The 15,788-nt window shown below is 54.0% G+C and carries 13 protein-coding genes; 7 read left to right on the top strand and 6 right to left on the bottom strand.

The annotated features are described in order from the left end of the window. The 7 genes from B7G66_RS04535 to B7G66_RS04505 all read left to right on the top strand — a co-directional run. A partial coding sequence (locus B7G66_RS04535) for an autotransporter outer membrane beta-barrel domain-containing protein (protein ID WP_048858869.1) occupies positions 1-2,137 on the top strand: 2,137 nt, incomplete at its 5' end. Between the two features lie 68 nt (positions 2,138-2,205). Further along, complete coding sequence (locus B7G66_RS04530; protein WP_003619652.1) at positions 2,206-2,874, top strand: invasion associated locus B family protein; 669 nt, start codon at positions 2,206-2,208, stop codon at positions 2,872-2,874. Between the two features lie 848 nt (positions 2,875-3,722). Further along, the gene (locus B7G66_RS04525; RefSeq protein ID WP_050772111.1) at positions 3,723-4,394 is read left to right on the top strand and encodes a Plug domain-containing protein; all 672 of its coding nucleotides are present in this window, start codon (positions 3,723-3,725) and stop codon (positions 4,392-4,394) included. Continuing rightward, complete coding sequence (locus B7G66_RS04520) at positions 4,367-6,133, top strand: TonB-dependent receptor (RefSeq protein ID WP_050772112.1); 1,767 nt, start codon at positions 4,367-4,369, stop codon at positions 6,131-6,133. The genes B7G66_RS04525 and B7G66_RS04520 overlap by 28 nt, the downstream gene beginning before the upstream one ends. 262 nt (positions 6,134-6,395) lie before the next feature. Further along, a complete protein-coding gene (locus tag B7G66_RS04515) occupies positions 6,396-7,343 on the top strand; it encodes an N-carbamoyl-D-amino-acid hydrolase (RefSeq protein WP_003619655.1) in 948 nt (315 codons plus the stop codon). Positions 7,344-7,507: 164 nt separating this feature from the next. Beyond that, complete coding sequence (locus B7G66_RS04510; RefSeq protein WP_003619657.1) at positions 7,508-8,815, top strand: dihydroorotase; 1,308 nt, start codon at positions 7,508-7,510, stop codon at positions 8,813-8,815. A gap of 82 nt (positions 8,816-8,897) precedes the next feature. Then, a complete protein-coding gene (locus B7G66_RS04505) occupies positions 8,898-9,599 on the top strand; it encodes an aspartate/glutamate racemase family protein (protein ID WP_003619659.1) in 702 nt (233 codons plus the stop codon). On the opposite strand, the gene B7G66_RS04500 is transcribed toward B7G66_RS04505, so the two are convergent. The 6 genes from B7G66_RS04500 to B7G66_RS04475 form a co-directional block, all read right to left on the bottom strand. Further along, entirely contained in the window at positions 9,587-10,468 is an 882-nt protein-coding gene (locus B7G66_RS04500) for a LysR family transcriptional regulator (RefSeq protein WP_003619661.1), read from the bottom strand. The genes B7G66_RS04505 and B7G66_RS04500 overlap by 13 nt on opposite strands. A 186-nt stretch (positions 10,469-10,654) precedes the next feature. After that, entirely contained in the window at positions 10,655-11,335 is a 681-nt protein-coding gene (locus B7G66_RS04495) for a class II aldolase/adducin family protein (RefSeq protein ID WP_237700335.1), read from the bottom strand. Between the two features lie 302 nt (positions 11,336-11,637). Beyond that, on the bottom strand, positions 11,638-12,417 hold the full coding sequence (locus tag B7G66_RS04490; RefSeq protein ID WP_003619669.1) for an SDR family oxidoreductase: 780 nt from the start codon (positions 12,415-12,417) through the stop codon (positions 11,638-11,640). A gap of 56 nt (positions 12,418-12,473) precedes the next feature. Then, complete coding sequence (locus B7G66_RS04485; RefSeq protein ID WP_003619671.1) at positions 12,474-13,751, bottom strand: Zn-dependent hydrolase; 1,278 nt, start codon at positions 13,749-13,751, stop codon at positions 12,474-12,476. A gap of 43 nt (positions 13,752-13,794) precedes the next feature. Beyond that, the gene (locus tag B7G66_RS04480; RefSeq protein ID WP_003619673.1) at positions 13,795-14,730 is read right to left on the bottom strand and encodes a dihydroorotate dehydrogenase; all 936 of its coding nucleotides are present in this window, start codon (positions 14,728-14,730) and stop codon (positions 13,795-13,797) included. Beyond that, complete coding sequence (locus tag B7G66_RS04475) at positions 14,727-15,611, bottom strand: dihydroorotate dehydrogenase electron transfer subunit (RefSeq protein ID WP_003619675.1); 885 nt, start codon at positions 15,609-15,611, stop codon at positions 14,727-14,729. Before B7G66_RS04475 ends, B7G66_RS04480 begins: the two co-directional genes overlap by 4 nt. Positions 15,612-15,788 lie beyond the last annotated feature (177 nt).

The raw sequence follows: 15,788 nt of genomic DNA, 5'->3' as shown, positions 1-15,788 counted from the left end.
GGGCACCATTGCCGGGACGGGGGGCGTGACGCTGCTTGATGGGCATGAAACGCTGACGGGCAACAATAGCTATACCGGCGGAACCACGATTACCGGCGGTACGCTGACGGGTACGACGGGAAGTTTCGGCACAGGCGAAATTGTCGATAATGGCACCCTGGAACTCCGTCAATCAGCGGACGGTGCGTTGACGAATATGGTTTCGGGCACTGGTGCGCTGGTTATTGACAGCACGGGCAACATGACGTTGTCGGGTGTGAACAGCTACACCGGGGGCACGACGCTTGCTGGGGGGGCACTGACGGTTGCCAGCGCATCAGCCCTCAGCACGGGTGCGCTGAACATGGCACAGGGCACGACCCTCAATTTCGGTGCGGATGGGCTGGTGCTGTCAAATGCGCTGGTCCTGAACGGTGATCCCACCGTCAATGTGGCCAGTGGCCAGGGTACGCTATCTGGTACGCTTTCGGATGGCACATCGCCGGGCGATCTGGTCAAGGTCGGGGCAGGCACACTGATCCTTTCAGGGGACAGTACCTATAGTGGCGGCACCGAAATCGCTGACGGCACACTTGAAGTCGATGGCAGCATCGTCAGTCCAGTTGTCGCGGATGCAGGCACCACCCTGGCGGGCACTGGTACGGTCGGCACCACGACCATTTCTTCGGGAGGGACGCTCTCGCCCGGGAATGATGGTGATCCGATGGGAACCCTGACCGTCCAAGGGAACCTGACGATGGCCGCAGGTTCAAATTACGTGGTCAACCTGTCCGAAGATGGTGGCCATGACCTGGTTTCAGTGCAGGGTAAGGCCACACTGGAAGGTGGTACTGTCCGCAGTATCACGGCAGATGGAAGCTGGAACACGAATGTCCGGTATACGATCCTCAGTGCCACGGATGGCGTGTCGGGGAAATTCGCATCCGTGACGTCGAACCTTGCTTTTCTGAACCCGATCCTGACCTATAGCGCGGATGACGTCTATCTGCTTCTGGGGCGCAATACAGTCAGTTTCGCGTCGGTGGGGGATACACGCAACGAACGTGCCGTTGGTGGCGCAATGGATAGCATTAGCAGCGGATCGTTGTTCAATGCGTTGGTCCAGACGGATGCCAGCACTGCACGTCATGCCCTAAACGGCCTGTCGGGCGAACTGCATGCATCTGCCCGTACCGCGCTGATTCAGGACAGCTATTACATTCGCGATGCGGCAATAGAGCGTCTGCGTGGCGCGGATTGCGAGCGCGGTGCAGCCAGCGGCATGAAAACGGCATCTGCGAATGGACAGCGGACCGACGGGGCCTGCAGGTCTGAACATGCAGCATTGTGGATGCAGGCCTATGGATCGTTCGGGCATAATGCGGGCGACGGGAATGCGTCAGGCATGGGGCATTCTGTTGGTGGGTTCGTGCTGGGGGCGGATGCGCCGGTGTTGGGCTGGCATGTCGGTGGGCTGGTTGGATATGGACATTCCACTTTCGACAGTTCCGGGGTCTCGTCCTATGGGCACAGCAGCAATGTCAGCCTTGGTGGATATGCCGGGACGCATTGGGGACGTCTGGCGCTGCGGATGGGGGCGACCTATACGTGGGATATGCTGTCCATGACCCGTAATGCGCGCTTTACCGGCTTTTCCGATCGGTTGAGCAGCCGTTATAACGGCGGCACAGCGCAGGCGTTTGGGGATATTGGCTATCACCTTGACGCGGGGCCGGTTGGGATCGAACCTTTTGCCGATATCGCCTATGTTAACCTGCATACGGACCGTTTTTCCGAACATGGCGGTGCCGCTGCGCTTGCGGGACGTGCGCTTGATACCGGGGTGACTTATTCCACTTTCGGGGCGCGTTTCTCTTCCAGCTTCAATGCCGGTGGTGTTGTGTTGATGCCCAATGCAATGCTGGGATATCGTCATGCGTTCGGCCTGACCATGCCGACTGCGCGTGAAGCCTTCATGTCCGGCGGTGACACATTCGAGGTTGCCGGTGTGCCGTTGGCCCAGGATACCGCAGTCGTCAAGCTTGGCCTGCGTGCGAAGCTGAGCCGGGTTCTCGATATCGGTCTGTCCTATATCGGTCAGTATGGTCGTCGTTCGGTGGATAGCGGGCTGACGGGGAATATCCGGGTGAAATTCTGATCTTTCCCGGTCCATGGGCACCTTGTGACCCACAGGCAGGATAGGTTGGAGAGGATTAGGGGATAATTATGAAAAAAACGACCTCACTGGTCGTTGTCCTTGCCATGGGTCTTCTTGGCTGGGGTGTGGCGCATGCTGATCGGGCGCGTTCGGGTTCTGCGAAAGGTGCCGGGGCCAGTAGCGTGGCAGCAACGCCGTCTGCATCCCCGACGGCAGTAGGCGCGAAACCCGCGCCGACCGCACCCGCCATGGAAACCCTGTCACAGACATCTGGCCCATGGCTTGCCCGTTGCATGTATCCACATGGGGGTACCAATGGTCCGGCATTATGTACGATACAGCAGCGACTGGTTGTGCAGAATGCACGGAAACAGCCGATTGTGATGGGGGCAGTGACATTCACCCGAGAACGTGTGATGGGGGCCCCTACGCTCGGTCCGTATACGTTGATGGTGGAATTGCCGCAGGGGCTGGCACTGAGCAAACCTGCGACAATTGCAGTGGATGGGGGTGCGGCGATCCCGCTGTCATGGATGACCTGCATGGGGACGGAGTGTATTGCGAACCACCCCATGCTTTCCGATGCGATGTTGGCTGAATTTGCGCATGGAAAAACTGCACATCTGCGGTTCACCGGACTGCGCGGCAGGGATATTACTCTTGATGTGACGCTTAAGGATTTGGATACAGCCATGACGGCGCTTGCTGGATGGGCGGTCAGGAAAAGCACGATGTAGGGTGATTTTCATTTTCATCAATGACAATGGAAGTTTTATAAATGCCACTCTTTAAAGGGTGGCATTTTTTTGAAAGATTTTCTGGCCCCTATCCATATCCCTCTTTGATCAAAGTTCTTTTGTCGTCCCAGCGGCATACAATAAGAGACAAGGGGGAATATAAAGCATCCAAAGACCATTGTTGCGTCCTGATATGAACAGTTGCGTTGCCAGTGTCTGTGAGCGGGATTTATCCCCGACCGTTCGAGGGCGGGGAAGGTATAGCCTGATGGGAAGAGTATGCTTATATTTCCAGATCAGTACGAAATGTCATATGGGAATGATGGCAGCAACAAGAATACAGCATAAGATAAAAGAATATTTACAATAAAATTCGATGTTTATTATAATTAAAAACATTCATGTTCTGTATGTTTTCATAAATAAAATTCATTTATAGTTCATATCGTAAATAACTTATAAATATTTATATATTTTAATTTTTAACACAATATTTTAAATAAAACAAATAAGTTCAATAAATATATGTGTAATATGATTTTTTTGTACATACGACATATGTTTTGTCGCTGCTGTGCATCCATTTTACAAGAGGTGCGAACAGGCATCCTTCAGCTATCATAAAAACATATGGATCATAAAGATCGTTTATATGTATCTGTTGGATATTGGCAGTAAATGACTGTTTATCATGTCATTTTATGCTTCTTTTCTCTCGTCGCGAGTAGTCGTTTTGACTTCATGATTTGTTGGAAATCTGTTCAGCACATCGTTATCGTAAAGGAACAATATGAGGCTTTGAAACCATTCATTGGCCTTCTTTCATTCTGGTGGCGAGGTAAGAAATAATGACCAAGAATACGTATTTTCTTTATACAGCGCTTGTGTCTTTTATCTTGCTCCCGCATATCAGCGAAGCGCAGGCTGCCGGGCAGCTTACACGCGTGAGGGGGGGCGATACACAACACTCATCTACGGCCCGAGCCGCCGCGGCAAAGCAGCCGACAGGGATCACAGCGCAGAAAACGCCCGAAACCATTAATGTCAGCCGCAACCGGCAACCCGCATTGGCCAGTGGGCAGATGTCCTATCATACGGACCCGCGGGCAATCAGCACGGTCTCGCGTTCTTATATTGAAAAGCAGGCAGGCGCACAGAGCGTCATGCAGATGATCCAGAATGCGCCAGGCGTGAATTTCGGGGCATCAGACCCGTTTGGCGTCACAAATCATTCTCTGCTGACAATGCGTGGCCTGAACCAGCAGGAAATTGCCTTTACAGTTGATGGCACACCACAAAATGACATCAATTCCGGGCAGGTTTTTGCATCACAGTTGCTGGACACCGAGAATCTGGCAGAAGCCCATGTATCGCAGGGGTCCTCTGCCATTGATACCCCTGTCTTTTCTGACCTGGGCGGAGAGGTGGCATATAAGTCCATAGATCCCACCGACAAGATGGGGGGTATGCCGAGGCCATGTTTGGCACATGGATGTCTCGTAAGCAGTTTATCCGCCTGAATACCGGGTATATTGGCAATACTGGCATCAAGGGATGGGTATCGTTTTCGAACTTCCACGATCAGCACTGGACGGGACCAGGAACTGATAACCGCAAGCATATTGATCTTAAGTTTACGAAGGAATGGGGCGATGGTAATCGTGTTGCCGCCGTGTTCTCGTGGGCGGATCAGGAACTGTCTCAATATTACGAACCGACATTGGCGCAATGGAATGCCAAGGGGACATCTAATTATTATAACCCGACTTTTGTAAAGGGGGCCTCGGCATCATATAATAAAAACTACTGGCAGTTAAACCATAATCCATGGGACGATATCAATGTTGGCCTCCCTATATCGTTAAAGCTGAACAAGCAGTGGCATTTCAATGCGGAACCCTATCTGTGGCATGGGTGGGGTGGCACGATTGCGGGTCAGACATTGCCATCTGGATATGCCTATTACGGATCTGAAAAGGTCACGGGCATGAGCGCCCTTCCCAATACTGTCGATGGATCGGCAGTGGTGGGCGAGCGCAGCACAGATACGCCGTGGCGCGTCGGATTCAATACCAAATGGACTTACAAGACCGGGATCAATGAACTGATCTTTGGTAACTGGTATGAATATGGTGATTTCAGTTATTGGTCTGATTTTACAGCTGTTGGTTCAAATGGGTTGGCTGCGGCGACATGGGGCAACGAATATGCCATCCGTATGTCCAATGGTAAACCATTGCGTGCAATGGATTATAATGTGGTGGAACAGACCAATGGCCTTTACCTTGCTGATACTGTTTCCCTTCTTAATGACAAGTTGAAAATTTCGGCTGGCCTGAAGGCAATGATGGTTGATCGGCGTGGGACGGACAAGATGCCGAACACGCAGTATGTCGTCAGTGGCAACAGTTTTCAGCCACTTCCGCGTGTTTCCATTCATTATCAGATCAATTCCCATCACCAGATTTATGTAAACGGCACAACCGGGTTCCGGCCACCGTTGAGCATGAGCTTCTTTGACATCTACAACCCCAACACGGGTGCGGCAACGCAGCTTGGCGGTGGCAAGACGAAGGATGAATATTCCATCGAGGAGGAACTTGGCTACCGGTATCGGGACAAGACATTTACGGCATCTGTCGTGTTCTTCAACTATAACTTTACCAATCGGCAGATCGCATCACAGACTTATATCGGGTCGTCACCGGTTTCGACCTTCATCAATGTTGGCGGACAGACATCGCGTGGTGTCGATGTGGAATTTGGTACACGCCCATTCTATCACTTCAGCCCATATGTCTCGTTTGAATATCTGTATACGAGATTGGGCGATAACTTCAAGGTTGGGGATAACTACCTGCCGACCAAGGGCAAGGAAGCTGTGGCCTCCCCACGGTTTCAGGGTTCCGTGGGTATTTCCTACGATGACTCCCACTTCTTCGGGAATTTCGCGCTTAAATATATCGGAACACAATATTCGACCTTCATGAATGATCAGCAGATGCCCTCGCAGGTACATGCCGACATGTCCATTGGCTATCGTTTTCCGTCTTATGGACGACTGCAGAAGCCGACACTGCAGGTAAACTTCATTAATCTGGGTGATAATCATTACCTGTCTGGGATCGGTGGTGTCATGGCATCGGCCAAAAGCCATGAAAATGTCGGTAATACAGCCGTTGTTGGGGCGACTGGCACCCCAACTTACTTCATGGGGGCCGGATTTACGGTTGCGGTACAGATGGGGATCCATTGCTGATTGTATGTCACGCCTATGCCCTATTGTGCCAGCCGATGGGGCAGGGAATATCAATCGGCATATAGTATGAATGGATACGGCGCTTTCCGGTCATAGGGGGAAAGGGAACGTATTCATAAAAGAAAGGGTAGCAATAAGATGCATGAATACGATGGATCTTTTCCTGATTGGCGGCATTCTGGATTCTCTGCTACCCGATGAACTCTGGTTTGTTTCGACACAATGTTGGAATTACATTGTTTTTTGAAGACAGGAGAACGGCATGAGCCGTGTTATACGTGTCGCGGCCGCGCAGATGGGCGGAAACCAGAGCACCGATAGCCGTCAGTCCATTCTGGGCCGCATGATCGGGTTGCTGGAGAAGGCCGCACAGCAGGGAGCGACACTTGTCGTATTTCCTGAACTTGCATTTACGACATTTTTCCCGCGGATGCTGCTTGATGGTAGTGTATTGGCGGAATATTTTGAAGCACATATCCCCTCGGATACAACAGAACGTCTTTTTAAGCGTGCCCGTGAACTGGGGGTTGGCTTTTACGTGGGCTATGCCGAACAGACGCCAGAGGGGCAGCGTTTCAATACGTCCATCCTTGTCGCGCCAACAGGGGAGATCATCGGGAAATACAGAAAAATCCATCTGCCCGGTTCGGTTGAACCCAGGCCAAATTCACGTTTTCAGCAGCTTGAAAAACGCTATTTTGAATATGGTGACACGGGATTTCCCGTCTTTCAGGGACCACAGGCTTGGGAAGATGCCCGTATAGGCATGCTGATCTGTAACGATCGTCGTTGGCCGGAAGCATGGCGTTGCCTTGCGTTGCAGGGAATGGAATTGTTGTGTGTAGGTTATAACTCCGCTGCCTATGACCCTAATGGTGGCAATAGTGAAAGCCCGGAACTGCGCACGTTTCATGCCTTGCTTGCCGTACAGGGTAATGCCTACATGAATGCGTGCTGGGCTGTCGCTGTGGCAAAAGCCGGTGTCGAAGACGGGGCGGCGTTGATCGGTGGGAGTTGTATCGTTGACCCGAACGGGGTCATAGTGGCACAGGCCAGCACATTGGAAGATGAAGTGCTGGTTGCGGATTGTGATCTGGACATGTGCCTGCAGGGACGCACCAAAATGTTCAACTTTGACCTGCATCGCCGTCCACAGTGGTACAGGCGTATCGTGGACCAGATTGGCATCGAACTGCCCAAGGCGGAATAAAAATCGCACCGCTTGGTGCAGCCTTATGACCGGGTTCTCTGGTGCCCTGGCTGTCAGCCACCATTGGACAGGGAACAGTAGACCGGAACTGTTTTTATCTTCGTAAAATTGATAAATCGAAACGAAGATAGAGCCTGACTTTAAAATAAAAAGTGGGAGTTTCCATGACTGAATATGATCTTATACTGAAAAACGGTCACGTTCAGATCGATGGACTTCACCAATGTGATATCGGATGCCGCGATGGCCGTATTGCAGCCATAGGAAATATTTCCCCCTCCATGGGGCGTACGGTCATGGATTGTTCCAATCTTGTCATCCTGCCGGGGCTTATTGATCCTCATGTACATCTGCGTGATCCGGGAAACCCGGCGGTCGAGACGATCCATGATGGCACACGCGGGGCGATCCTTGGGGGGATCACCACGGTGTTCGATATGCCCAACACATTGGAACCTGTGACCTCGCGTGCGGTACTGGATCGCAAACGTGATTTTGTGGCGGATCAGGCATGGTGTGATATCGGGATGTATGTGTGGGGCGTACACGATAATATCCCTGCCTTGTCCCACCTGGAACTGCAACCCAACGTCTGTGCCATCAAGGTATTCATGGCGGGCAACATGATGGTGGACGATGATGCAGGCCTTGAGGCCCTGATGCGCAGCGGCACCCGGCGTGTATGTTATCATTCAGAGGATAATGACCGGCTGCTGGAAAGGCGCAAACTGTTCACCGAAGGACAGCCCCATCGCATGCACAGTGAATGGCGGGATGTGGAATGTGCATTCCTTGGCACGCGCCGGCTGCTGGCTCTGGCGCGCAGGACAGGACGCCCGACCCACATCCTGCATGTTTCCACCATGCAGGAAATTGAATATATTCAGTCTTATCGTGACATCTGTACGGCAGAAGTCCTGGTGAATCACCTGACGCAGATTGGGCCGGAAGTTTATGATACGCACGGAGGATATGCGGTTATGAATCCGCCCATCCGGGGGCGCGAGCATTATGACGCCCTGTGGCGGGCGATCAACGAAGGTCATGTCGATTGTATCGGGTCGGATCATGCCCCCCATGCGCGTGCGGCAAAGGAACGCCCGTGGCCGTCGACTGCGGCCGGTCTGACCGGGGTGCAGACACTGCTACCCATCATGCTTGATCATGTGAATGCCGGGCGACTGTCGCTTGCGCGTATGGTGCAGCTTATGGCGCATGGGCCTGCACGGGTTTATGGCGCAATCAACAAGGGGCGGATTGCCCTGGATTATGATGCTGATTTCACGATTGTCGATATGAAGAAGAAACGCACAATCGAGGAAAGCTGGATTACATCCCCATGTGGTTGGACGCCGTTTCATGGCTATTCCTGCCACGGGTGGCCGCATGCGACCGTTATTCGGGGCCGTATTGTCATGCGTGAGGATCAGGTTCTTGGACAGGCCACAGGAAAGCCGGTGTTTTTTCATTAAAGGTCGGTTGCATAGACCTGTGATCAATAAAATATTTCGGCACGCCGTCCGACGGATGACGGTTTCCTTCAGGAGATAAAACATGAATGGACGTGGGCGTATCCTGATTCTCAATCCCAATTCCTCAGCAAAGGTGACAGATGTAATCGAGGCGGGGATTGCTGGGATGCGTGGCATTGTTGCGCACGACATTGATGTCATTTGCCTGCCCGAAGGACCATTGGGTATTGCAACGCAGGCCGATGCGGACAGGGCGGCAGTGCTTGTTCAGGAAAAAATCCGCACTGAACCCGCCGATGCCTACATCATTTCGTGCTTCAGCGATCCTGGCCTGCTGGGCAGTCGTGAAGAGCATGCCGGGACAGGTCGTATCATTCTGGGATGCGGTGAAAGCGCGATTTTGCATGCCCTGACGCATGGTGATAAATTCGGCATCATTGCGTTATCGCCCCTGTCATGCATAAGGCAGGCACGGATCATACGCATGATGGGGCTGACGCAACGTTATGTTGGTAGCCAGTCGATTGACGCCAGTGCGGAAAGTGCGGCAACCCTTGCTGTCGCGGCGCGCATGATCCAGGCAGGTCGGCAGTTGATGGACAAAGGGACAAACACCGTCATCCTTGGATGTGCGGGTATGGCGCATTTCTGTCCCATCCTTGAATCTGCGTTGGGCATTCCGGTGATGGAACCTACGATCGAGGCATTGGCAATGGCCATGGGGCGTATGGGATTGCGTCAGGCGCGTGCGCCGGAAGAACCGCAACATGCTCAGCGGTCATGAACAATATTTTCCACTTCCCTGATGAACTGTCGGCTTACGCGCGTCAAGGAACGGTTTTCTGCCCACACGACGGATGCCATGACCGAAATTTCAGGAACGAATGGTCGTTGTGCCAGTGAATATTGTGATGAATCCGCCGTCAGGGGATCAACTACAGCCACGCCAACCCCTGCATTGGCAAGCGCGCATGCAGTCAGCCCATAGCGCACTTCCACCGCGAAATGCAGGTCCTGTTTTGACTGTCTGAAGGCATGTCGCAATGCATCGCCCAGTTTCGTTCCGTGTTCCAGCGCGATAAAGCGATGCCTGACAAGATCCTGGGGTGTGACAACCGAAAGTTTCATGAGTGGGTGCTCGGGCGGCATGACGCACACCATATGCCCCTTATAGACGACTTGTGATACAATGCCGGGATGTTCGGCAAATCCCATGACAAAGCCGATTTCTGACCGGTGGCTCAGGATATATTCTATGACATCCTCGTAACGATGCACGTCAAAAAAAGCCTTGAGGTTGGGCTTCTTTTTCTGGATCTGCTGGATTGCCTTTGCAACGACACCATAGCCTAGGGGAGGGGTCGCGACCAGGCGCAATTGCCCGATGCGGTTGTTCTTCAAATCCTCAATGCGCATCTCAATGCGTTTATGGATTTCGAAGATCGTTTCAGCCTCGTTGAGGAGGATTTTCGTTTCCTCGGTGGGGAAGATACGATTATTACTACGTTGGAACAGGGAAAAACCAACCTGTTCTTCCATGGTCTTGAGGGCGTTGCTAATCGCGGGTTGTGACAGCCCCAGCACCCGGCCCGCGGCCACGGTGGTATTGTAGCGCACAATCGCCCTCAGGATTTCCAGCTGCCTCAGGTTCACTTAAATACAACCTTTTGCCATATGTATTGATGCTCAGGAATATTTTGAAAATAACCTGTCAAGAAAAACAATAAAAGTTTCTTGTTCTCGTCTTCCGCAAAAAACACCTGCCGGATCATGTTGACATCACCCATCGGATACAGCCCGATAGGTGATGTCAATATACGATCATGGCCGCATCGTATGTCAGAGGCGATAGTCCGTACCCTCATTTTCAATCAGACGCAGGCAGGCTTCCCATGCCATCTGTTCTATATCAAGCTGGATCTGTGCATCCGCTTGTGCGCCCAGATGAGCCTGTATGGAATGTGCGGGCACCACCAGTGGCGTATTCCCCGACTGTGCTGCAATCTGGATTTCGCAGGCGCGTTCCAGATTATAGATCCGGTTTACAGCTTCCGCCACAGTACGTCCCACGACGATCAGGCCATGATTGCGCAGGATCAGCGCCTTGTTCATCCCAAGGTCACGCGCCAGCGTCGTGCGCTCTTCACGTGACAGCACAAATCCTTCGAAATCATGATAACCCACGGCATCATGGAACATCATTGCCTGCTGACTGATGGGCAACAGGCCTTTGGCCTGCGCGGAAACGGCAGCGCCGGCACGGGTATGGGTATGGATCACGAACTTTACGTCCGGGCGCGCCTTGTGAATGGCGCTGTGAATATTGCAGCCAGCGAAATTCACCCGCAGATGGTCATTGCCGTGTTTGCGCTGCCCCTCTTCATCAATCTCGACCAGGTTGGTGGCCGTGACCTCATGAAACAGCAGGTCATAACGGTTGATGAGTAGCGTATCCGCCGTTTCCTCGATCCGTGCGGAGGAGTGGGTATGAATCAGGTCCGTAAAGCGGAAATGGTTCAGGATGCGAAAAATGGATGCAAGCTGCTGCCGGGTATCAAGTGAGGCGGGAACAGTCGGGAGGTTATTCTATACCATGCGGGCTCTCCATAATGGAAAGTGAGAAGATGTGGGAATGTCTGCTTTTGCCTGTTCATATATAATCAGGCACGACGATTTTACGCGCAATATCGTTGCCGACAACGCGCAAATGGAAGGTGCCCTATAATTTAAAATGACCTATTATCATTCCCTTTTATAGTTATGAATGGGGTAGTTTTTGGAAATTTTTCCAAGAATATTTTATAATCATTAGCTTTCCAAAACTACATGGTCTGGATCAGGCCACCATCGACACGAAGCGTGCTACCGGTGATGTAGGATGCCCTTCTGCTGGCGAGGAAGGCCACGGCATCCGCAAATTCATCTGCACGGCCATAGCGTTGCATGGGAATGGCCTGTTGCGATGCTGCGGCCACATCCTGTGGTGTGCATCCACGGCTGATGGCTGTAACGCGGTCAATCTGGTCCACGCGACGGGTATGGATGCGTCCGGGAATAACGGAATTAACGGTGATCCCGTCTGCCGCGACCTCCATGGACAGGGCCTTGGCCCACCCAATGACCGACATGCGCAATGCACTCGATAGCCCGAGCTGGGGAATGAGCTGGACAACACTCGAAGAGGCGATATTGATGATCCTGCCCCATGTCTGCTGGCGCATATGCGTCAGGGCCGCCTGTGCAATCTGGATGGGAACATTGACCATCGTTTCGAACTGCGCGCGCCAGGCTTGTGCATCCACGGCGGAAATGTCACCGGCTGGTGGACCACCACAATTGGTAATGACGATATCGATACCCAATGTCGGTATAAGGCCCAGCAATGTTTCGACCTGCGTGGGGTCGGAAAAGTCCACGGTATGGATATCTACCTGCGTCCTCGTCGTCTGCACGGACTGTCGCGCCTGTTCAAGACGTGCTGTGGACCGGCCCGTCAGAATGACATCAACGCCTTCGCATGCCAGCGCCTGTGCGGAGGCAAGCCCCAGTCCCTGGCTGGACCCCATGATCAGTGCCCGACGTCCGCTGATATCCAGATCCATGATATGTCTTATCCATCCGTGTGTAAAAACAGCTTCATATCGAATAAATTTTATCGTTACATGAAGTTTATGAGCATGCGGGTCAGTGTTTCGCAACCCGAAATGAAATCATCCATCCGCATGGCTTCTCGCGGATTGTGGGAACCATTCTGATTGCGCACGAAAATCATGGCTGAAGGAACTCCCATAGCTGCAAAAACTGCCGCATCGTGCCCCGCCCCACTGGGTAATTGCATGAAGCCAACGCCCTGTGCCTTCATGATTGTGCAAAGCCGTGCTTCCCATTGCGGGTCCATCTGCACCGGGGGCGTCGTGTCCTTGTGTCCCATTTGGAACCGGACGCCACGCTGCGCAGAAATTCGGGCGCACTGGGCAAGGAATTCCGACTGGAAGCGTTCCAGCATCCCAGATGATGTGCTGCGGGCTTCAAAGGAAAATGACACTGTATCCGCGATCTTGGCGATGGCGTGTGTTCGTGCATCGGTGCCGATACAGCCACTTGTCATGACCAGGTCTTCCCCATTGCGCAGATGTGCCTGCCAGTGTTTTTCCATGGTCGAGAGCAAGTCCGCTGCCGCCAGAACGGGATCGTGTCGCAGGGCAGGGGGGGTAGAGCCTGAATGCCCGCTTTCACCCATGCAGGTAATGGAGGGATAGCGGAAATTGCCCCGGATGGCGCTGACCACGCCTAACGGGATGTCACATGTGTCCAGAACGGGGCCCTGTTCGATGTGCAGTTCAATCCAACCAGCCAGTGTGTGCGGATCAAGCAGGCATCTCCCATCCGCGATTGCGGTTGTATTAATCCCGCAGGCGCGCATGCACTCCCCCAACGGGCGGCCGCTACCATGCTGGCGCAATGCCAGGTCTGCCGATCCCAGTCGTCCGAGCAGAGCTGACGACCCGAGGTAAGGTTTGCCAAAGGCCGCGCTTTCCTCTCCCCGCAGAGCATAGACCCTAAGGTTGCGATGTGGCCGCGCGCCCCGTGCATGGAGGGATGCAAGCGCGATAATGCCCGCGATGACACCGGCCGCGCCATCGTAATTGCCGCCCTGTGGCACGGAATCCATGTGCGAACCGCAGGCAAGGGCAGGCAGGGACGTATCTTTCCCCCGAAGGGAGATGACAAGGTTTCCTGCCGCGTCAGAAGCAGTGTCCAGTCCCATCTGACGTGCATGGCGCGCAATGATCCCAAGTGCCGCATTTTCCTGTTCTGTATAGGCCAGTCGGGTGATGCCGATGCCATCAGTCCCCTGCAGGCGCAGTTCTTCGAACATGTTCTGCGCAAGTTTCAGGCTGTCGGGGAGCAGGATGGACGGCGTAAGGCTGGTCATGTGCGATGGGAGTGTCTTTATTATCGGGTGGTCATGCATTGCATTATGCGTCCATATCGCAGCAGCGGGGGCTGGTCGCGTCGCGCAGGGCACCTGTCAATGCTGCCACCCGTGTGATGCTGCGGGCGTGGCAGAACCGGTCCAGCCCATCAAGGATATCGGTCATGGCCAGACTGTTAATAAAAGAGGCCGTGCCCACCTGTACGGCCACAGCGCCAGCCAGCATGTATTCCACCGCATCGTCTGCGGTTGTAATGCCACCGCATCCAATGACCGGAATGGCCACGCTGCGGGCACATTGATATGTCTGGCGCAGTATGATCGGCTTTATCGCCGCGCCCGACAGGCCGCCCATAACATTGCCCAGACGCGGGCGGAATGTGCGGGTGTCGATGGACATGCCAAGGATGGTGTTCGCAACGACCACCGCATCGGCGCCCGCCGCCTCCGCCGCGCGGGCAATCACGCTCATGTCATGGCAGTTCGGGGTCAGTTTTACCCACAGGGGCAGGTCTGTGGCTGCACGCAACGCCGCAACCACCTTTGTGGTGGCGTTGGCCTCCATGGCGAAAGCCTTGCCGTCAGCCTCGATATTGGGGCAGGAGATATTGGCCTCTATTGCATCGACGCCTGCAATACTGACGGCGCGGGCCAGTGTTGCAAACCCCGCCGCGTCGGGGGCAGATATGGAAACGATCAGTGGCGTACCCCATTGGGTGTAATGTGGCAGCGTCCGGTTGATGAAATCCTCGACGCCACATGAAGGAATCCCGATGGCGTTCAGCATGCCCCCCGTGGTTTCAGCGACACGGGGCAGGGGATTGCCGGCACGTCTTTCACGGGTGATGGTTTTGGTGACGATGGCCCCCAACCTGCGGATATCCATGACCTGGCCCAGCCCGTCGCCAAATGTGCCCGAAGCCGGCATCACGGGGCTGTCAAGGCGCAGGTTGCCGATCATGACCGACATGTCCGTCATGCCAGTGTCTCCCTGATGTCAAAGACCGGACCGTCAAGGCAGACACGCCTTGTCACAGTCCCATGGGCCGACGCAAAATCGCGGACGCAGCAAAAACACATTCCCAACCCACATGCCATCTGCTGTTCCAGCGCGACCTGTCCCGGAAGGTCGAATTCAACCGCAAGTGCCCGTAGCATGCGCAGGAGGCGTGAAGACCCACAGGTGAAAAGCGCATCGCACCGATCCGCCGAGATCAGCCCGCGTAATGCCTGTTCGATCCAGGCCGGATCGCTGTTGCCCTGCGTATCCGTAACCGGGATGACGGACATGCCTTTCATGTTAAATCGGTCTGCCGATACAATAAGTTCAGGACTGCGGGCCGACAGAATGGCGGTGACGCCAATGCCAGCCATGTGCGCAGCCTCGGCCAGCGGTGCGAGTGTGGCAAGCCCGACGCCGCGCCCGATTACGACGATATGGCGCAGGTGTCCGGCAAGATCGTATCCTTTTCCCAGCGGTCCCAGAATCCTGATGGTATCGGATGGGACCAGCGTGCTCAGGCCCCGTGTGCCGCTGCCTGTCACTTTATACAGAAACTGGATCTGTCCCGTCGCCGTGTCCGTGCCGTACAGGCTCATCGGGCGGCGCAGGTAGGGTATTGCCCCATGGGCAGGTGGGCACTGCAACTGATAGAACTGACCCGGGGATGCGGCCGCAGCAAGGGGGGATGCCTGTATCACCAGATGCCAGTACTGTGCATTGACCGCCATGTTGGACAGGACCGTGGCGTCCTCTTCTGCGACTGTCGGGTGAAAGGGGGGGACGGGGACGCCTGTTGCATGTTCCTGACCCGGTTCAGGATACAGATCATGGGAAAGGTGCTGTATGGTATGCGCCATGGCGGATCTGCTTTCCCATTTTGTTCATGATGCCCGTTCTGGATATCGGGAACCTGCGCGTCATTACTTGCCGACATGAAAATCATTACGGAAAAGGGATATTATCTCTGGTGAGGATGTGCGCGATAGATCATAATATAGAGCATCATGATGCTGTAATGGCATCACCTCCAATAC

The organism is Novacetimonas hansenii JCM 7643, from assembly GCF_000964405.1.
In the GTDB taxonomy this organism is placed as follows: Bacteria; Pseudomonadota; Alphaproteobacteria; order Acetobacterales; family Acetobacteraceae; genus Novacetimonas; species Novacetimonas hansenii.
The sequence above is the reverse complement of the archived record's forward strand: the minus strand, read 5'-3'. Positions and strand labels throughout refer to the sequence as shown.